The 19,505-nt window shown below is 35.8% G+C and carries 16 protein-coding genes; 7 read left to right on the top strand and 9 right to left on the bottom strand.

Going from position 1 to position 19,505, the window contains the following annotated elements; genetic code table 11:
* The first annotated feature begins 349 nt into the window (after positions 1-349).
* From HAV12_RS06760 to HAV12_RS06745, 4 genes are all read left to right on the top strand, one after another.
* Positions 350-1,711, top strand: coding sequence for a GH1 family beta-glucosidase (locus HAV12_RS06760; protein ID WP_132034572.1), 1,362 nt, complete (start codon positions 350-352; stop codon positions 1,709-1,711).
* Positions 1,712-2,096: 385 nt separating this feature from the next.
* Positions 2,097-2,948 (top strand): AraC family transcriptional regulator, encoded by an 852-nt coding sequence (locus HAV12_RS06755; protein ID WP_171568980.1) that lies wholly within the window; start codon positions 2,097-2,099, stop codon positions 2,946-2,948.
* A gap of 164 nt (positions 2,949-3,112) precedes the next feature.
* Positions 3,113-3,580 (top strand): Panacea domain-containing protein, encoded by a 468-nt coding sequence (locus tag HAV12_RS06750; RefSeq protein ID WP_171568979.1) that lies wholly within the window; start codon positions 3,113-3,115, stop codon positions 3,578-3,580.
* Entirely contained in the window at positions 3,580-3,921 is a 342-nt protein-coding gene (locus HAV12_RS06745) for a hypothetical protein (RefSeq protein WP_171568978.1), read from the top strand. Before HAV12_RS06750 ends, HAV12_RS06745 begins: the two co-directional genes overlap by 1 nt.
* Before the next feature lie 111 nt (positions 3,922-4,032).
* Here the strand turns inward: HAV12_RS06745 and HAV12_RS06740 are convergent, their stop codons facing one another.
* The 8 genes from HAV12_RS06740 to HAV12_RS06705 all read right to left on the bottom strand — a co-directional run bounded on the left by HAV12_RS06740 (position 4,033) and on the right by HAV12_RS06705 (position 15,345).
* A complete protein-coding gene (locus HAV12_RS06740; protein ID WP_171568977.1) occupies positions 4,033-5,466 on the bottom strand; it encodes a TolC family protein in 1,434 nt (477 codons plus the stop codon).
* Positions 5,459-8,626: an efflux RND transporter permease subunit gene (locus HAV12_RS06735; protein WP_171568976.1), complete on the bottom strand. Its 3,168-nt coding sequence runs from the start codon at positions 8,624-8,626 to the stop codon at positions 5,459-5,461. Before HAV12_RS06735 ends, HAV12_RS06740 begins: the two co-directional genes overlap by 8 nt.
* A 141-nt stretch (positions 8,627-8,767) precedes the next feature.
* On the bottom strand, positions 8,768-9,850 hold the full coding sequence (locus HAV12_RS06730) for an efflux RND transporter periplasmic adaptor subunit (RefSeq protein ID WP_171568975.1): 1,083 nt from the start codon (positions 9,848-9,850) through the stop codon (positions 8,768-8,770).
* A gap of 172 nt (positions 9,851-10,022) precedes the next feature.
* Positions 10,023-10,403, bottom strand: coding sequence for a hypothetical protein (locus tag HAV12_RS06725; RefSeq protein WP_171568974.1), 381 nt, complete (start codon positions 10,401-10,403; stop codon positions 10,023-10,025).
* Between the two features lie 251 nt (positions 10,404-10,654).
* Positions 10,655-11,059: a GNAT family N-acetyltransferase gene (locus HAV12_RS06720; RefSeq protein ID WP_171568973.1), complete on the bottom strand. Its 405-nt coding sequence runs from the start codon at positions 11,057-11,059 to the stop codon at positions 10,655-10,657.
* A gap of 193 nt (positions 11,060-11,252) precedes the next feature.
* The gene (locus HAV12_RS06715; protein WP_171568972.1) at positions 11,253-13,112 is read right to left on the bottom strand and encodes a M1 family metallopeptidase; all 1,860 of its coding nucleotides are present in this window, start codon (positions 13,110-13,112) and stop codon (positions 11,253-11,255) included.
* 265 nt (positions 13,113-13,377) lie between these two features.
* On the bottom strand, positions 13,378-14,958 hold the full coding sequence (locus HAV12_RS06710; protein ID WP_171568971.1) for an NADP-dependent glyceraldehyde-3-phosphate dehydrogenase: 1,581 nt from the start codon (positions 14,956-14,958) through the stop codon (positions 13,378-13,380).
* Positions 14,959-15,033: 75 nt separating this feature from the next.
* The gene (locus HAV12_RS06705; protein WP_127339532.1) at positions 15,034-15,345 is read right to left on the bottom strand and encodes a rhodanese-like domain-containing protein; all 312 of its coding nucleotides are present in this window, start codon (positions 15,343-15,345) and stop codon (positions 15,034-15,036) included.
* A gap of 632 nt (positions 15,346-15,977) precedes the next feature.
* Here HAV12_RS06705 and HAV12_RS06700 point away from each other — a divergent pair.
* Both HAV12_RS06700 and HAV12_RS06695 read left to right on the top strand, forming a co-directional pair.
* A complete protein-coding gene (locus HAV12_RS06700; protein WP_171568970.1) occupies positions 15,978-16,604 on the top strand; it encodes a Crp/Fnr family transcriptional regulator in 627 nt (208 codons plus the stop codon).
* Between the two features lie 256 nt (positions 16,605-16,860).
* Complete coding sequence (locus HAV12_RS06695; protein ID WP_171568969.1) at positions 16,861-17,646, top strand: sulfite exporter TauE/SafE family protein; 786 nt, start codon at positions 16,861-16,863, stop codon at positions 17,644-17,646.
* A gap of 442 nt (positions 17,647-18,088) precedes the next feature.
* Here HAV12_RS06695 and HAV12_RS06690 read toward each other — a convergent pair whose 3' ends face one another.
* Positions 18,089-18,508, bottom strand: a complete 420-nt coding sequence (locus HAV12_RS06690) for a helix-turn-helix transcriptional regulator (RefSeq protein ID WP_171568968.1) — start codon at positions 18,506-18,508, stop codon at positions 18,089-18,091.
* Between the two features lie 461 nt (positions 18,509-18,969).
* Here HAV12_RS06690 and HAV12_RS06685 point away from each other — a divergent pair, with 461 nt between their 5' ends.
* On the top strand, positions 18,970-19,464 hold the full coding sequence (locus tag HAV12_RS06685) for a hypothetical protein (protein WP_171568967.1): 495 nt from the start codon (positions 18,970-18,972) through the stop codon (positions 19,462-19,464).
* Positions 19,465-19,505 lie beyond the last annotated feature (41 nt).

Here is a 19,505-nt window from a genome sequence, read left to right as displayed (position 1 = left end):
TTAACAGGAAACAACTTGAAGAATGTTCTACAATTTTTCGATTTTATTACATAATTTATGTTTTAAGATAATTTTAAGATGAAACTTTACATTATCATCAGATTTTATTCAAATGTAATTTCTCAACTCATTTTCGTTATTCTTAAACAAAAAAAACAGTTAACTATTTAATAACCTTTACGTTACTGTTAATTCACATCTGTTTTATTAATTTGATCAAAACAAATTATCATGAGATTCTTCAGCTTAAATTTTTTAGTTTCCTTTAAAGAATGGCTTTTTCTAAGAGCTATGCAATCTACTTTCCTTCATTAATATACTCACATCATAAAAGGAAAGCAGTACTTAAATGAATAAAACAGAAAACGCACTTTTAAATAAAGAACAATTTGGAGAGGATTTCCTGTGGGGAGTTTCCACTGCCGCTTTTCAAATTGAAGGAGCACACGACGCAGATGGTAAAGGAGCTTCTATCTGGGATGTTTTTACCTCGAAAAAAGGTAAAATAAAAAATGGTGATCATGCCCTTTCAGCCTGTGATTTCTATAATTATTACAAGAATGACATTGAATTAATTCGTGAATTAAACATTCCCAACTTTAGATTTTCTATCAGCTGGCCCCGAATTATGCCAACCGGAATACATCCTGTAAACCAATCCGGTATTGATCACTATAACAAAATCATCGATTTTTTATTAGAATGTAATATCGAACCCTGGGTTACGCTTTATCATTGGGATTTACCGCATGCTTTAGAAGAAAAAGGAGGCTGGACCAATCGAGAATCGGTTTCCTGGTTTTCGGCATACACAGAAGTTTGCGCACAACACTTCGGTGACCGGGTAAAAAACTGGATGGTGATCAATGAACCGTCTGTCTTTACAGGAGCGGGATATTTTCTGGGAATTCATGCACCGGGAAGAAAAGGCCTGACCAATTATCTTAAAGCCATGCACCACGTGACCTTATCCACAGCTGCGGGTGCAAAAATTTTACGAGAGCATGTTTCCGGGGCAAATATTGGTACTACATTCTCCTGTACGCATATCGAACCGGAAACAGAGAGACCTAAAGATGTTGAAGCCGCAAAACGTGTCGATACTTTACTCAACAGGACTTTTATAGAACCTATCTTAGGACTTGGATATCCGAAGAATGATTTGTCGGTTCTTAAAAAACTCAACAATTATATTCTGGACGATGATCTAAATAATATGGCTTTTGATTTCGATTTTATTGGTTTACAATGTTACACCAGGGAAATCGTAAAAGCCTCTTTACTTACTCCGTATATTGGCGCTGAGCTGGTAAGTGCAGAAAAAAGAAATGTAATCTCTACCGAAATGGGCTGGGAAGTCTACCCTCCTGCTCTGTATCATACGATCAAAAGATTTAATGCATACAAAAACATAAAGAAAATTATCATTACAGAAAATGGAGCTGCTTTTCCTGACGAAGTCAAAAACGGAAAAGTATATGATATCCGTCGTACACAATATATTCGCGATCACTTGGAACAATTGCTGAAAGCCAAAAAAGACGGCTATAATGTTGATGGTTATTTTGTCTGGAGCCTCACCGATAATTTTGAATGGGCTGAAGGATATAACGCCAGATTCGGACTTATCCATATTGATTTTGAAACTCAGAAAAGGACCATTAAACAATCCGGATTGTGGTTTCGTGATTTTTTAGCGCAAAGCAAATAAAATATAAAAGAGGAAAAGAGTTTAAATTCTTTTCCTTTTTTTTTATCAAAAATCAAATAAGGACAATTGCCCTGTTTTTTAAAGAATGATTTTCAAGACTCAAATCTACTTGTTCAATATTTTCAGGGAAAATCTTAAAAGTCCTATCCAGCGTATTGATTCCAATGGCTTTTATTCGCACTAGAACTTCTTCGTTTGCCGGTATGGGTTTGGTTTGTCTATTTCTTTAATCTGAAAATCGGATCTAAATTCTTCAAGGATAAGTGCTTTCATGTTTTTATATTTTGTAATATTGTTATTATTAAAAATTTATATTGCAAAATTATGCAATATTTGACTGTAAATTGTTGTAAAATCATGTTCTAAAAGTGTATTTTTTTTTGTTATGACAAACGATGTATTGCATGAACCCTATGAGCTGGTTCTGAAAGATTTAACCGAAGAATGCCCAAGAGGCGGACACATGCACAGTTTTTTTGAACTGGCCTATATAGTACAAGGCAGCGGAATACAACACATTAACAACAATAAACTGCCCTACAAAACAGGTGATTTGTTTTTGCTGACTCCGGACGATCTGCACCGTTTTGATTTTGAAGTGCCCACACAATTATTCTTTATCCGATTTAATAATTACTACTTAGGCGGAGCTTATCAACAGGAATTATTGCAGCGAATTGAAATAATCCTTAAAAATGCTTCACACGAACCGGGTTGTGTTATCAAAAATGAAGAGGACACTATTATTGTTCAACCCATTATGGAAGCCATTATCAGGGAACACAGCAAAAAAGGATTGTACCACACCGAATTGCTTTCTCATTACATTAAAACTTTGCTGGTCATCATTGCACGAAACATAATGATGAGCCTTCCGGAAAAAATCAACGATCACAGTGATCAGAAAGTCGTTCGCATTTTGCAATACGTACAGGCGAATATTTATGATCCGGAAAAACTAAAAGGATTTCATATCAGTAATAAATTTGGAATTTCCGAGACGTATCTGGCCCGTTTTTTCCGCAAACACACCAATGAGACATTACAGGAATATCAGACCAATTATAAGCTTAAATTAATTGAAAACCGCCTGTTGAATACCGACATGCGTATTAATGAAATTTCAGCGGAATTTGGTTTTACCGATAAAAGCCATTTCAATAATATGTTCAAAAAACACAGAGGCGTAAATCCAACAGAATTTAGAAAGATGTTTTTTGGATTTGGAAATTTTTAAACACTGGGAAATCAGATTAGAGAGAAGCTGAACTGCGCCGGAATACCTGATTTTATTTAAAATTTTGATTTCAGATGAAAATCGTTTATATTTGTGGGAATTTTTATACTAATTATAGCGGTATCGATTATATACGCTATATTTGTTGAACTAAATTTTTAGAAATGGCACAGTCAGCATTATTTTTATCCGGAGAAATTCTAAAACGGGCAAAAGAACAGGACATTGAGATTTCTAATATGTCCCTGCAAAAACTTTTGTTCATTGCCAATGGTTTATATCTTGCCAAAAATGGCGTTCCATTAATTCAGGAACCTATTGAAGTCTGGCCTTACGGTCCGGTTATTAAAAACGTTTATCTCGAATTTAAAGAATATGGCAACTCAGCCATAAAAAAAATTCCGTTGAGTTATTCTCTTAATCAAAATAAAGAACTGGACAAAGCTACCGATGACGTTATAGAATTCGCTCTGGAAGTAGCCAAAAATCTTAATGCCATACAATTATCAAACTGGACTCACCTTCCTGAGTCTCCGTGGACGGAAGCGAAAAGAAATAATGAAAAAGAAATATCCAACGACTTAATGAGCAGCTATTTTGAGAAATTTGTTAACAAACCAATCAGCGAATAATGGCAAGAAGTTTTAATTTAGGCGGTCTTATAAGCGATGTCACTAATGCGCCAACGAGTTCAGTATCTATTTCTGAGTTTATTTCTTATGAAAAACACCAATCAGATTTACAAAACTCAAATCAGAACATGCTGGAAAGAAAACGTTATGCAGAATATATCTTTTCTTTTACCTGCATCTGGTGTATCTGTATCTTTTTTATACTAATGTGGAAAGGTCTCGGCAAACTAAATCTATCTGACGAAATCATTATAACGTTAATTGGTTCTACTACGCTGAACGTACTGGTTTTCTTTACACTGGTGACCAAATACCTTTTTAATTCGGAGAAATCTACCTAAACAGTAATCTAAAAAGTCTACTGAAGACCAATACTACATCTTAATTTAAAATAAAAAACCTTCCGAAAGCGAACTCTCGAAAGGTTTTAATCTACAACTTAATAACAATTTTTATTTCCAACCACCGCCTAAGTCTTTATAAACATTGACTGCAGCATTCAATTGGTCTTTTTTCGTTTCTATCAATTCTAATTTAGATTCCAAAGCATCACGCTGTGTCATCAGCACTTCGAAATAATCTACTCTCGCAGATTTAAACAAGTCGTTAGAAACATCGATTGATGTGTTTAAAGCCGCTACTTGTTGTGATTTTAAATCGTAGCTTTTTTCTAAATTACTAATCCTGGAAAGTTCGTTTGAAACTTCGATATAGGCATTTAAAACGACACGATCATAATTGTACAAAGCCTGAAGCTGTCTTGCATTGGCATTACTGAACTCTGCTTTGATTGCATTTCTGTTAATCAGCGGCGCCGCCAAATCACCAGCTAAGGAATACAAAAGCGATTCCGGAAATGTCAACAGGTAAGAAGGATTAAAAGCATTTACTCCTACTGCAGCCGAAATATCCAATGAAGGATAAAATTCTGCACGAGCTACTTTTACATCCAGTTTTGCAGCTGTAAGCTCCATTTCTGCCTGTTTAATATCAGGACGATTCTGTAATAATTGAGAAGGGATCCCAGAATTAACAGTTGATGGCAACAAACTTAAAAAGTTGTTTCTATCTCGCTTAATTTCCTGTGGATATTGACCCACCAAAAAGTTAATTCTGTTTTCCGCTTCTTTTATTTGCTGAAGAATTTCAAACTCTTTGCTTTTAGAATCCATAACCTCAGCCTGGAATTTCTGAACCCCCAGTTCTGTTGCTCTGGATGCCTGTTTTTGAATTTTTACAATTTCTAAAGCATTGGATTGCAATTCTATATTTTGTTTTACAATCTCTAACTGGCTGTCAAGCGCTAACAATTCATAGTAAGAATTAGCGATTTCAGCAATCAGGTTTGTAACTACAAAGTTTTTTCCTTCTACGGTCGATAAATAACGGCTTACTGCTGCTTTCTTGGAATTACGCAGCTTTTTCCAGATATCTACTTCCCAGTTGGCATAAGCCGCTACCACAAAATCCCCAAGCGGATCCGGTGTTTCTTTACCGGGCTTAATTTCTGTAGTAGCATCACCTGCCCCCTGGCTGGTATATCTTCCCACTTTCTCTACTCCTGCACCGGCTCTGATACCAACGGTTGGCAAATAAGCCCCTTTTTTGATACGAACGTCATTCTTTGCGATTTCAATTTCCTGCAAAGTGATCAGTAATTCCTGATTATTTTTCAGGGCCGTATCGATCAGATTGATCAGATTCTGATCCTTAAAGAAATCATGCCACGGAAGAACGGCCGTATTTGTTGTATCCTTGCTAGTGGTGTAAGCTTCAGGAACAACTGCTTTGTTGGGCGTTTCGGTAGTGGCCTGCGGAGCCTTGCAGCTCACCGCTGCAAGACAAAGACCTAACGCAATACTATATTGTAACTTGAATTTATACATGATTATCATCAATTTCTTCGGTTAATGGATTCTCTTCTTCATTTTTTACCAGTTTGTGTTTCTCTGATATTTTGGCAAAAATGTAATACAATCCCGGAATAACGAATACCCCGCATATGGTTCCTACAAGCATACCTCCGGCAGCTGCTGTACCAATTGTTCTATTCCCAATTTTACCCGGACCAGAAGCAAAAGCAAGTGGCAGTAATCCGGCTATAAAAGCAAATGAAGTCATTAAAATAGGACGGAACCTTGCTTTCGCACCTTCCATGGCTGCTTCTAAAACCGTTTTTCCTGCAGCATGCCTTTGTATGGCAAACTCTACAATCAATACGGCATTTTTACCCAACAGACCAATAAGCATTACCATCGCCACCTGAGCATAAATATTATTCTCTAATCCTGTTAATTTTAATAAAAGGAAGGCTCCAAAAATACCGGCCGGTAAAGAAAGGATCACCGATAATGGCAGAATAAAACTTTCGTATTGTGCTGCTAAAACCAGGTACACAAATCCTAAACAAATCAAGAATACCCAAATGGCCTGATTTCCTTGTGCTACCTCATCAGCAGAAATACCTGCCCAGTCAATGTCATAACCCCTTGGTAATTTTTCGGCAGCTACTTCCTGAATTACTTTAATTGCTGTACCACTACTATATCCCGGAGCGGCACCACCACTAATTTCTGTAGAAGTATACATATTATGTCTCGTAATCTCTGAAAGACCGTATACTTTTTCTAATTTCATAAAGGCAGAAAAAGGGACCATTTCATCACGATTATTTTTTACGTAAAGTTTTAAAATATCATCTGGCTGTGCACGGTATTCCGGAGCTGCCTGAACGATTACTTTATAATTAATTCCGTATTTGATGAAACTTATTTCGTAGTTACTTCCCACAAGAGTAGACAGGGTATTCATCGCATTTTCGATAGAAATTCCTTTTTGCTGCGCCAGATCATTGTCTACTTTCATCATGTATTGCGGAAAACTGGCACTAAAGAAACTAAAGACATTCGATAGCTCTTTGCGTTTGTTCAGTTCTCTTACAAACTCATTATTGATGGTTTCCATTTTTCTGTAATCACCTGAACCGGTTTTATCCAGCAAACGAAGTTCAAATCCTCCTGCTGCTCCATATCCCGGTACTGCTGGCGGCTGGAAAAATTCGATATTGGCACCCGGAATATCTTTCGATTTTTCTTCCAGTTCCGTCATAATTTCCTGTACGGACTGCTTTCTGTCATTCCAGTCTTTAAGATTGATCAGACAGGTTCCCGCATTCGATCCGGTACCTTCCGTCAAAATTTCATAACCTGCCAGAGATGAAACCGATTTTACTCCTTCTACCGTTTCGGCAATTTTTTGTAATTTCTCGGCAATATTATTGGTTCTTTCCAATGATGAACCCGGAGGAGTCTGAATAATAGCATAAAACATTCCCTGATCCTCATTCGGAATAAATCCGGAAGGAACGGTGCTACTGATTAACCATGTTCCTGCGCAAAAACCTAAAAGTGCGATAATGGTAACAGCTCTTCTGTTTACGATTTTAGCTAATACATTTTGGTATTTCCCTTGTGCCAGGTTAAACTTGTTGTTAAAGCCATCTATAAATCTGTTTACAGGTGTTTGTTTTTTAGGCTTACCGTGATTATTTTTCAGCATCATTGCACAAAGTGCCGGTGTCAGCGTCAAAGCCACAATACCGGAAAGTATAATCGCTGTTGCCATCGTAATCGAAAACTGTCTGTAGAATACTCCAACGGGACCAGACATAAAGGCAACCGGAATAAATACCGCAGCCATCAGGAAGGTAATCGCAATAATAGCTCCTGCAATCTCGTGCATCGCTTTTTTAGTTGCTTTAAGTGGCGAAAGATGTTCTTCCTCCATCTTGGCGTGAACGGCTTCAATAACCACAATCGCATCATCGACGACGACTCCAATAGCAAGTACAAGGGCAAATAAGGTGATCAGGTTCAATGAAATATCAAAGAAGGTCATGAAGATAAAAGTCCCGACCAGCGAAACCGGTACCGCAATCGCCGGAATAATCGTGGAACGCCAGTCTCCTAAGAAAAGGAATACTACCAATCCTACCAGAATAAAAGCTTCAACCAAAGTGTGGATTACTTTTTCGATAGAAGCATCTAAGAATTTAGAAACATCATAGGAGATTTCATAATCCATTCCTTTTGGGAATTTTTGCTTGATTTTTTCTAATTTGGCTTTTACGTCTTCAATAACCTGATTGGCATTACTTCCAAAAGATTGTTTCAATACAATAGCAGCAGATGGCTTACCATTTAAGTTGGAATAAATATCGTACATCGAACTTCCAAATTCAACTTTGGCAACATCTTTCAGACGTAAAAGTTCTCCGTTACTGTTAGATCGTACTACAATATTCTCATATTGTTCTTTGGTTGTAAAACGTCCGGAATATTTCAATACATATTCGAAAGCCTGAGATCTTTTACCGGAACTTTCTCCTGTTTTACCAGGCGAAGCTTCTAAACTTTGGCTTGACAATGCCTCCATTACCTCATCGGCAGATATTTTATAAGCTAACATACGATCCGGTTTCAACCAGATACGCATGGCATATTCACGTGTTCCTAAAATATCTCCGGATCCGATACCATTTACCCTTTTCAACTCAGATAATACATTGATATCTGCATAGTTGTACAAGAACTTCATATCGGTATTTGGATCCGTACTGTAAAGATTCACATACATCAGCATACTAGGAACTTCACGGGTAATCTTTACACCTTCTCTAACTACCAATGGAGGTAATTTATTTGTTACCGAAGCTACACGGTTCTGAACGTTAATCGCAGCCTGGTTGGGATCCGTACCCAGATTAAATACGACCTGAATACTCGCTTCACCGTCATTTCCGGCATCAGAAGTCATATATTTCATTCCGGGAACTCCATTTAAGGCTCTTTCTAACGGAATAACAACCGATTTGATCATCAATTCACCATTAGATCCCGGGTAATCTGCCGTAACGTTTACCATTGGCGGCGAAATGGATGGGAATTGGGTGATCGGTAAATTCAATACCGACAATACCCCTAAAAAGACAATGATCAGCGATATCACTATCGACAGTACAGGTCTTTGAATAAATTTATTAAACATTTTTATATTTTTTTAATGATTAAACCAAATGGAGTAAAACATTGCAGACTGTGAAATGTAAACTGTAGATTGTGAAATGTGAAATGTGAAATTCCAATTGCACATTATTAAATACTGTAAACTGACACTGAATACTGCTACTTACTCTGCTTTAAGGCGCAAATGATTCAGTACCTCTTTAGGGGATTGGAATTCATATTTAATTTTGTCGTTGTCTCTTACTTTCTGAACTCCTTCAAGTAAAATTTTATCATTTTCAGTAAGTCCGCTGCTTACGACATATAAATCCGGAATTTCACCTGTAATCGTAATTTCTTTTGAACTTACTTTATTGCTTTTATCCACCACAAAAACGTACTTTTTGTCCTGGATTTCATAAGTTGCTTTTTGTGGAATTACGATAGCATTTCTAAGAGGCACAAGCATTTGAACCTGTCCGGTTTCACCATTTCTAAGTAATTTACCTGTATTGGGAAATCTTGCTCTGAAAGCGATATTTCCTGTTTCGTTGTTAAATTCACTTTCGATTACTTCAACATTACCTTTGTATTTAAACGTTTCTCCGTTAGCTAAAACCAAACCTACTTTGGTTTCTGCACGGTCTTTTATATCAGTTTGATATTGTAAATATTCAGGTTCTGAAACGTTGAAATAAGCAAACATCTGACTGTTGTCGGAAAGGCTTGTCAATAATTCGCCTTCGTCGATAAGACTTCCTAATTTTAACGGAATTCTGTCGATAGTTCCGTCAAACGGAGCTCTGATTTCGGTAAATGATAAATGAAGTTTTGCTAATGCAACTTCAGCTTTTGCTGATTGCAATTTGGCCTGAGCCACACTTAATTCGTTTTTGGAAACGATATTTTTATCTGCCAGTAATTTAGCATTCTGCAGTTCAATTTCTACTGATTTTTGTTCAGCCTGTGCTTTTAACAATTCAGCCTGATACATGTTTGGCATAATTCGGAACAAAAGCTGACCTGCTTTTACAAATTGGCCTTCATCAACATAAATATTTTGCAGGAATCCTTTTTCCTGAGCACGAATTTCAATATTTCGGACAGATTTGATCTGCGAAACATATTGTTTGGTAAACGAAGTATCAATTTTTACAGGATTGGTTACTGTAAATTTTTCAGCTTCTTCTTTTTCTTCTTTTTTTGATGTACAACTGGTAAGGCACAACAAGGCATATAAGCCCGTTAACACGACAATTCTTTTCATGGTATAATAAATGGAAATTAAGCGATTGAAATTGGGAATAGAAACTTTCCCGGTCTGAGAATATAATCAGTCGCCAGAATAAAACGTGAAACGTAGAATGAAAAAGTATTTTAAAAATACAGTCCGCACTTATGCATGATCACGCTTATTGGTAACCGATGTATAAGTAGAATCAGATTCTTAAAACTCTCTGAGTAATATAGATAGGATTTGACTCGCCACAAGATGGCGCTAAGAATTCAAAACGATTATAGGAATTTACAACCATCTGACGAGAGAATGTCAAATAAAGTTTAGCTACTAAGCTGTAATTGGCTGTAAAAAATTTATTTAAAAGTCCATCTTTAAGAGTATCATTACCAAGACATTCTTCGTCAAGATCTACATCGGCTTCTTCAATAACTGAATTGCCCTGATCCTGATTCGTGAATTTTACGCGGTGTCTTTTCTCAAGATTGTGATGAGCGTTATGGTGAGTTTCAGCATTAAGATATTGCCCTCCGCCGAGCAGAAGGAAATTCATGAATACTAAAAATACTACTAACTTTCTCATTTGAGTGCGAAAGTAATAAAAGATCGGAATAAAAAAAATAAAATAAGAAAGTCTTAACAAGTTGACAGAAACGAAAACGTTTTCATTTTTTCATTCTGTTATTTTTGGTCTTTAACGCCTGAAAAGACAAGGCTTAAGATATTGTGAATTCGATAAAAAACAAACCGCATAAATAAACATCAGGTTATTAATCAGGACTTTAAAAACAGAATATTTAAAAATTCAGGCATGGTGTTTTTTGAGTGCCTGTTCTACAATAAAATCTCCATTATGGTAAAATTTTTTCCGGTTTTTGTAAAAATTTTATGCGTATCTGACATTCCAAATTTCTCATAAAATGATTTTTTATCTGTTCTGGCATTGCACCAGAGTTTTTTTAATCCTCTTTCTTTTGCCAGTTTTAAAATAAAATGTAATAATTCAGAAGCAATTCCTTTTCCCTGATAGTCTTCCAAAGTAGCTAATTTTCGAAATTGCATTTCATCACCATCAATAAAACAGGATACTATCGAAACGAGCTTTTCTTCGATAAAACCCCCAAAATGAAATCCTGAATCATCTTCGTCCAGTTGTACAAATTCAAAAGGCTGATCGGGCCACATTACTTCATGTCTGATCTTCCAGGTTTGTGACGCTTTAATTGCTTTGATTTCCATACTAATTTGAAAATTTGTTCAAAACCTCCATGGCTTTATGGGCATCCTGATTTAGTTCCGGTTTCATGCTTTGAAGCAATTTTTGCAGCTCTTTTTCTCCAGACATTTTAAATTAATTTTTAAAATTAATTCTTTTTAAAGGCAAATTAAAAAAAGTCCCTTTAGTAAAGAGACTTTTTTTAAAAAAATTTAATTATTTGCTTTTCCAGGTATTGTTAACGGGTGTAGCATCCAGAAAAATGCCATTGTCAACCGTGATTTCTTTAATTTGCTTTTTACTTTTTAAAGTAATTGTTGTCACTTTTTGGTTCTTTTCCCAGATAGCAGGGGTCTGATGAAGGGATTCTTTGGTATCGTCTGCATACACAATATTCACCTCAAACGGAATCGCAAAGCCACCCACATTTTCTATCGAAATAGCTTTGGCATCTGCACTTTTAACGGAAAGATCGATGTAATTATTCGTGAAAAACCAGTTATTGAAAAACCAGTTCAGGTTTTTCCCTGAAGCAGTATTTATTGAATTAAAATAATCCCACGGAATTGGGTGTTTCCCATTCCAGTTGTCCATGTAAGCGTGCAATGACTTTTTGAACAAATCATCGCCCAGAAGATCTTTTAAAGCGATATAAGAAAGGGAAGCTTTACCGTAGGAATTATTTCCATAACCCGGTCCTGAAACCTGCGTGGACATGGAGATAATAGGCTGATCTTCTTCCGTTGAAGGATCATTTATGTATTGTGCCACTCTAAATTGTTTGTAAAATTTATCTGCTGCTTCTTTTCCGTGTTCTGCCGTTCCTATTAGATATTCGAAGGTGGTAGCCCAGCCTTCATCCATAAAAGCGTAACGGGTTTCGTTGATTCCCATATAAAAAGGAAAATAAGTATGAGCCACTTCATGATCTTGTACCAATTGTGCAAAAACAGGATCTCCCATTTGTGAATCATTACACATCATTGGATATTCCATATCGGCAAATCCCTGAAAAGCGGTCATTTTAGAAAAAGGATACGGAACTCCCGGCCAATTGTTCGAAAACCAGTCTAAGGCATATTGATTGTTTTTTACGGAAGCTACAAAATCAGTCCCTTTTACGTCATAAGCTGCCTGAACACTGGCACGGCGATTTGTTTTTTTATCTACTAAAACACTGCTGGCATCCCATAAATAATGATCACTCAGTCCGAAACATACATCTGAGATGTTCTTAGCTTCAAATTTCCAGGTATTCCAGTCGTTTTGTTTGGTTACTGCACCGCTTTTCATTTCCTGCTCATTAGCAATATGAAGCACTTCATCAGTTCTATACGATTTTTTCAAACGTGCTGAAAATTCAGGCTGTAAAACTTCATCAGGATTCAATAAATCCCCGGTACCATACACCACATAGTTTTTGGGTGCTTTTACGGAATAAGCATAATCATTAAAATCATTGTAAAACTCCTGACGATCGGTATGTGGCAATCTGTCCCATCCGTTATAATCATCAAAAACGGTTACTCTCGGATAACTGTACGCTACAAAGAAAGTAGTATTGTCAATTTGTCCTTCTCTTCCGCTTTCTTTAGATAAAGGATAATTCCAGTCGATATTGATTGTAATTTTTGAATGCGGGGCAACCGCTTTTTTAAGTTTTACATTCCCTACCGTACCCCAGCTTCTGGCATCTTCTTTATAAACTTCGCCTTCCACTTTCAATAAAGTAATGGTTAGTCCGTCACTTAAAAAATCATCGTTGACAGTTCCACTGCGCGGAGAAGATGGTTTATGAAGATTATTTACAAAGCGGATTGGTAAATTTCTTAAAGTATCAGGGCTGTTGTTTTCATAGACGATAGTTTCTGTTCCGCTGACTACTTTGGTAGCTGCATTCACCGTAAGCTCCATAGTGTACTTACCATGATTTTGCCAGTATTTTTTTCCGGGTTTACCATCTTTAGAACGAGTTCCTTTTTCGTAAGCTTCTTTAATATTTCTGGGCATATAAAGCTCTTGTGAAAAGCCATATTGCATTAAAAACAGAAAGCCAATTAGTATAATTTTTTTCATAAGTGGTTTTGAGAATTTGGTTTATTTATATAGTTGTTATAAATATTAGTTGTCCTTTTTTGCCTAAAGTTACAATTATCTAAGATATTTTTAAGTTTGGGTTTCAATTTATCGCAGAGTAACGAAGTCGCATAGAAAATTAAAAAATAACCTTCATATAAAAACTTAGAACCTCAGCATCTTAAAATCTCAGTAACTTAAAAAAAAACCGCCCTTTTCAAAAAAGAAAAAGACGGTGATCTACAATTAATATATAACCCTGAAACTACAAAATATAATCGGTATTAATGAAATTTGATTCTTTGCTGTTCAGCAATTCCTGCAGGATTTCATTGTTATAAGCGATATCTTTTGAAGCTACGAACGTACGAATAGAGAAAGAACGCAAGGCATCCGGGATACTAAGCGTACCTACTGCAGAATCTTTACGTCCCGTAAAAGGAAAAGCATCAGGACCTCTTTGGCAAGAGCTGTTCAGGTTTACCCTGCAAACTAAGTTTACCAGAGAATCGATAAGAGGTGCTAAAGTTTTAATATCTTTTCCGAACAAACTTACTTGTTGTCCGTAGTTTGACTCGGCCATATCATCAAGAGGCTCATCAATATGTTTAAAAGAAATAATGGGTACTACAGGTCCAAATTGCTCTTCATGATACACTCTCATTTTTTTATCTACAGGAAATAAAACGGCAGGAAAAATATAATTATCGGTATGTTTTCCTCCTTTTTCGTTTAGGATTTTTGCTCCTTTTGAAGTTGCATCATCAATTAGATCCTGAATATATTTTGGTTTATCTGCTTCAGGAAGCGGTGTTAGTGCAACTCCTTTTTCCCAGGGATTTCCAAACAACAATCCGTCTACTTTTTCAGAAAAACGTCTGTTAAATTCTTCTGCAATAGATTCATGTACATATAAAACTTTTAAAGCGGTACAACGCTGACCGTTGAAGGATAAAGTTCCTGCAATACATTCCTGAATAGCCAGATCTAAATCGGCATCCGGTAAAATAATTGCAGGGTTTTTAGCTTCCAGACCTAAAATCAGACGTAACCTGTTTTTATTGGGATGCTGATCCTGCAATGCAATTGCTGATTTACTGTTTCCAATTAATGCCAAAACATCAATTTTTCCAGATTTCATGATTGGAGATGCAATTTCGCGGCCTCTTCCGTAAACGATATTAATAACACCTTTAGGAAAACTGCTTCTAAAAGCATGTAATAATGGTGAAATACATAAAACGCCATGTTTTGCCGGTTTAAAAATAACCGTGTTCCCCATAATCAAAGCCGGGATCAGCAATGAAAAAGTTTCGTTTAAGGGATAATTATAAGGTCCAAGGCACAATACAACCCCCAGAGGTCCACGGCGAATCATGGCATTTACACCTTGTACTTTTTCAAAATGCGAGCTGCGTCCGTTTAATTCTTTATAACTATCAATCGTATCCTGAATATATTCTACTGTTCTGTCAAATTCTTTTTGCGAATCGCCAAGGTTTTTTCCAATTTCCCACATCAGAAGTTTTACCACTTCTTCACGGGTATCCTTCATTTGTCTTACGAAATTTTCCATGCATTTAATGCGGTCAGCCACTTTCATCGTTGGCCATAAGCCCTGACCTTTATTATAGGCACCGTTGGCAGCCTCAACTACTTCAGCAGCTTCTTTTTCTCCCATAAACGGAATGGAACCTAATACAGTTGGCGCATATTTTTCTGTAGATGAAATGGTAGAAAAAACAGGTGTGGTCTGGCCTGTCCATTGTTTTAGCTCCCCATTTACAAGATAAGTATCCTGATTGATGAGGGTTTTAATCTGAAATTCTTCGGGTATTAAACTCATAGTCCGGTAATTTATAATTTGGTTATTAATAGCTTTTGAAAAGAAAAAAGAGGCTTTTCAGGCCTCTTCATTTTTTTATGGATTTACGGTTTCGCCTTCCCAGTCAAGGATTCCGCCCAGTAAATTATAGGCATTTTCGATCCCTAACTCGTTCATAACCTGACATGCTTTCGCACTTCTGGCTCCGGAACGGCAGTACACGTAATAATTTTTGTTTTTATCTAATTCTTCGATTTCGTAAATAAAACCTTGTCCTTTATTAATATCAATATTAACGGCATTTTCGATATAACCGTCATTAAACTCGTCCTGAGTTCGTACGTCAAGTATAACTGCATTCTCGTCAGCAGCCAGTTGGGCAACCCAATCTTCTTGTGATAAATTCATAATAAATGTGTTTTTTGTAAAATTACGACGTTTCTGTTAATTAAAAACGTACCAAATGCGATTTCGATTATTATTCTCAGAAAACGTTTTAGAGAAAGGATTATAATCAGTGAATTACAAATTTACTCACTATTTTCAAAAATACAGTCTATAAAATCGATAGAAAATAGGATTTTTTCATTTACCTAAATACGTTCTAAAAATAGTTTTCCGGCAATTAATACCAATTCAATCTGCTATCTTTGTATAAATTTAGATGTTTTAATTTTAATTTGATAAAAATGGTTGTCACGAATTACTTCGGTGAATCTTGAAATTATTAGCTGTGTTTTTTTTTTAGCCACAGATTAAGAGATTATAATGATTAAAAAAAGTTGCCACAAATTTCACTAATTTTCACTAATTGATTTCGTGCTAATTCGTATAATTGCTTCGCCTGTTCGCTGTCGCTTGATCGTGACAAAAAAATAGATTAAGAAATTATATTAATTAAAAATAGTTACAACGAATTACACTAACTTCAACTAATTGATTCGTGCTAATTCGTGAAATTAGTGGCAAAAAACAGATCAAACCAGCTGTAAAAATCCGTTCAAACCGTAAAATCCGTGTATAAATACCCACAACAAGCAATGGAAAACTCCTTAAAAAATATATTTCCCAATTTCTCCAGCGAACTTATCTCGACAATTGAGGAAAATGGAAGCCTGCAGGATTTTGAAGCCGGAACCATTTTAATGCGAACCGGACAATACATCAAAAACACGGTTTTAATTATCAAAGGAAAAATCAAGATTTACCGCGAAGGCGAAGATGGGGGCGAATTCCTGATGTATTATCTGCAACCCGGACAAGCCTGCGCCATTTCGATGATTTGTACCGCCAAAAGCGAAAAAAGTCAAATTATGGCCAAAGTGGTCGAAGATGTTTCGGTGATGATGATTCCGCTGCAAATGATGGACAAATGGATGATGGAACACAGATCCTGGTACGAATTCGTAATCGATACCTACCGTAGCCGCTTTGAAGAAGTTCTCGAAGTGGTCGACAATATCGCTTTTCGCTCTATGGACGAACGTTTGGAATTTTACCTCAAAAGACATTCCGATGCCTGTGGCTGTTCTGAAGTGAAACTATCACATCAGGAAATTGCAACAGAACTCAATACCTCGAGAGAAGTAGTTTCCAGATTACTCAAAAAAATGGAACAGCGCGGTCTGGTCAAACTCAATCGCAATCAAATCGAGCTTTTGAAATAGAATTATGGGTACACGGATTTTACGGATAAACGGGTTGCCACAGATTAAAAGATTATATTGATTTTTCTTTATCTGCGAATATTAAAAAAACAATTATTCTAACTCAAAAGAAAAACCCGCGTAAATCTGTCCTATCCGTAAAATCCGTGGACAAAAAAAATCCAATAATCTTTTAATCTGTGGCAAAAATAGCTTTGTGTGATAAATGTTACTGTAGGTTTCTATTTAACGAAGCACCTTTGCATAAAAACATGCAATGGAATATTTAGGATATTTTGCTTCAATCATCATCGGAATATCACTAGGCTTAATCGGGGGTGGAGGATCTATACTGACCATCCCGATTTTGGTCTATTTATTCAAAGTAAATCCCGAGCAGGCTACTTCTTATTCTTTGTTTATTGTTGGACTGACTGCTATGTCCGGAAGTTACAGCCATTACAAAATGGGAAACCTCAAACTCAAATCGGCGTTGTATTTTGCAATTCCTTCTGTGATTTCGATTTTGATTATTCGTGAAGTTATATTTCCTCAAATTGCGTCGACTTTATTTTCTATAGCTTCCTATTCAGTTTCAAAAGATTTTCTGATTATGATTGTCTTTTCGGTTTTGATGATTACAGCGGCCATTTCGATGATCCGAAAAAACAAACCCGAAATTAAAGCAACCGAAACCAATTATCTTCAACTTAGCTTCATTGGATTTGTAGTTGGAATCATCACCGGATTTCTGGGTGCCGGCGGAGGATTTCTGATCATTCCTGCCCTGCTCTTTTTTGCCAATTTACCTATGAAACAAGCTGTAGGAACTTCATTGCTAATCATCGCCATTAATTCGTCAATCGGTTTTGGAGGCGATTTGTACATTGGCACTCCGATAAATTATCCGTTTTTATTAGGCGTTTCTGCCATGGCACTTCTTGGAATGTTAATCGGAAGCCAGCTTTCCAAAAAAATTGACGGTGCCAGACTAAAACCAATTTTTGGATGGTTTGTTCTGGTAATGGGATTTTATATTATTACTAAGGAGGTTTTGTTTTAAGATTTTTTTTTCGCAGATTTGCTTCGCCAGTTCGCTATCGCTCGGGTTGCGGATAAGACATATTTTTTTTATCCGGTTATAGAATAATCTTTATCAAAGTTTAAGACTTTAACAAAAATAAAAACTAAAAATCACATAAAATAACCACAATCATTGTCATTCCGAGGAACGAGGAATCTCATCCAGTAACTCCACACAGATAAGAGACAATCTTTGTCGATTCAGCACATGAGATTCCTCGTTCCTCGGAATGACAAAAATGCGATTAAAAGATCAAAACTAAAAAAATCCGTTTATTCATGAGAGTAAACGGATTTGTATTTTTTGGGCGCTCCCTTCGGTCGGGCTATTCGCTAAATCTTTTCCTTGCTAAAGAAGCAAGAAAAAGGATATCGCTCCTATCCCTAACGCAAATTCACGTGAACTTAAGTCTTTTATATTTCTATTTATTCAAAAGTTTTTCCAGATATTCAACTTTTGCTTTTTCGGCTTGAACTAATTCTTTCTCGGCCAGAACCAAACGTTCGTAAAGTTCAACCATTTTATCTAAAGGATTGAAATTAAAAATAGGACCAGATGCACCCTGACCATTGCTATTACTGACACTATTGTCGTAAAAGTTATTAAAAAAATTAAAAACTGATTCTTCCGAAAAGTTTTCAATCGCTTCTACTGTAACTCCAAGAACTTTTGCAATTTCTACAAGTCTTTTATTATCAACCTCTTCATTTCCTTCAATTCCGGAAACAGTTTGCTGGCTTACGCCAATTGCTTCTGCAAGCGCTTCCTGTTTCATTCCTCTAAGCTCTCTGATTCGGCTAATGTTTCTACCGATATGTTTTGGTTTTATTGTTGTGCTCATAGTTCAAATATATTTAAAATTCTTTAAAAAATTATAGGCTTGGTAAAATACAGGTTCTTTTTTGTAAGATATATTTTGCATATTAAAAACCGAACAAAGATACCATTTTATATTGGCGTTTCCATCGGCCGGGATATTCGCTAAAGCAAACTTGGTAAACTATAAATTTCGAATTTATAAAATTGAATAGTCGTGGGTTTTAACCCACGGAATATCGAATAAATCTTCCTGGCTTTAGCCAAATATACAGCTCATTTCGGCTAAAGCCAACTTCACTCAAAAATTAAAAACCGTTGGTTAAAACCAACGGCTATTCATATAATTAATTCGTGAAAATTTAAGTAATTATTAGCTAAAAAAAATGATTGAAATTATTCTATATTAGCTTAATAAAATTCTTATTTATAAGACAAAGCTCATTTAATCTAATTTTACATACCTCACTAAAACTGAAAAACATAATGAAAGACCTAATTATCCTTCCCTTATTTATTCTAATTTTTGCTTGTAATTCTAAAAACAATAATACAGAATTAAAATTACCTAAAACCACACATCTTATCAATATTGATGAACCCGAATATAATTTTAAATATCCGAACAGCTGGGAGAAAAAGCCTTCAAGGATACCTAATTATATTGACATTCAATCTCATGCTTATGCAAATGTTGAATTTCATCTAAACATAGTTCCTGATTCATTAGGAGGAGAAAAATTTATTAATGATATTAAATCTTGGGAAAATATTCTAAAATTTGAAACATTTGAGAAACAGAATAAAAAGTACTATAAAGTAAAATATGAAACCCACGGAAGACCTGGTATCTGTGAACAAATTTATTATGTTGATCACAGTAATGTTTATTATTTATCTTTTGTTTATTCAGAACAAGCTACACCAAAAGATAAAATAAAAGAAGGTCAGGAAATTTTAAAATCTTTTGCAGTTAAATAGTCACAAAATGTATTGTTTTTGGCTAAAGCCATCTCAATCTC

This window comes from Flavobacterium sp. CLA17 (assembly GCF_013112255.2).
Lineage (GTDB): Bacteria > Bacteroidota > Bacteroidia > Flavobacteriales > Flavobacteriaceae > Flavobacterium > Flavobacterium circumlabens.
The sequence above is the reverse complement of the archived record's forward strand: the minus strand, read 5'-3'. Positions and strand labels throughout refer to the sequence as shown.

Bases quoted from the DNA above. Each gene is read 5' to 3' on its own strand.
- HAV12_RS06690 (WP_171568968.1), bottom strand. From the start codon at position 18,508: ATGAGCACAACAATAAAACCAAAACATATCGGTAGAAACATTAGCCGA.
- HAV12_RS06725 (WP_171568974.1), bottom strand. From the start codon at position 10,403: ATGAGAAAGTTAGTAGTATTTTTAGTATTCATGAATTTCCTTCTGCTC.
- HAV12_RS06750 (WP_171568979.1), top strand. From the start codon at position 3,113: ATGGCACAGTCAGCATTATTTTTATCCGGAGAAATTCTAAAACGGGCA.
- HAV12_RS06710 (WP_171568971.1), bottom strand. From the start codon at position 14,958: ATGAGTTTAATACCCGAAGAATTTCAGATTAAAACCCTCATCAATCAG.
- HAV12_RS06720 (WP_171568973.1), bottom strand. From the start codon at position 11,059: ATGGAAATCAAAGCAATTAAAGCGTCACAAACCTGGAAGATCAGACAT.
- HAV12_RS06735 (WP_171568976.1), bottom strand. From the start codon at position 8,626: ATGTTTAATAAATTTATTCAAAGACCTGTACTGTCGATAGTGATATCG.
- HAV12_RS06755 (WP_171568980.1), top strand. From the start codon at position 2,097: ATGACAAACGATGTATTGCATGAACCCTATGAGCTGGTTCTGAAAGAT.
- HAV12_RS06715 (WP_171568972.1), bottom strand. From the start codon at position 13,112: ATGAAAAAAATTATACTAATTGGCTTTCTGTTTTTAATGCAATATGGC.
- HAV12_RS06760 (WP_132034572.1), top strand. From the start codon at position 350: ATGAATAAAACAGAAAACGCACTTTTAAATAAAGAACAATTTGGAGAG.
- HAV12_RS06705 (WP_127339532.1), bottom strand. From the start codon at position 15,345: ATGAATTTATCACAAGAAGATTGGGTTGCCCAACTGGCTGCTGACGAG.
- HAV12_RS06730 (WP_171568975.1), bottom strand. From the start codon at position 9,850: ATGAAAAGAATTGTCGTGTTAACGGGCTTATATGCCTTGTTGTGCCTT.
- HAV12_RS06740 (WP_171568977.1), bottom strand. From the start codon at position 5,466: ATGTATAAATTCAAGTTACAATATAGTATTGCGTTAGGTCTTTGTCTT.
- HAV12_RS06685 (WP_171568967.1), top strand. From the start codon at position 18,970: ATGAAAGACCTAATTATCCTTCCCTTATTTATTCTAATTTTTGCTTGT.
- HAV12_RS06700 (WP_171568970.1), top strand. From the start codon at position 15,978: ATGGAAAACTCCTTAAAAAATATATTTCCCAATTTCTCCAGCGAACTT.
- HAV12_RS06745 (WP_171568978.1), top strand. From the start codon at position 3,580: ATGGCAAGAAGTTTTAATTTAGGCGGTCTTATAAGCGATGTCACTAAT.
- HAV12_RS06695 (WP_171568969.1), top strand. From the start codon at position 16,861: ATGGAATATTTAGGATATTTTGCTTCAATCATCATCGGAATATCACTA.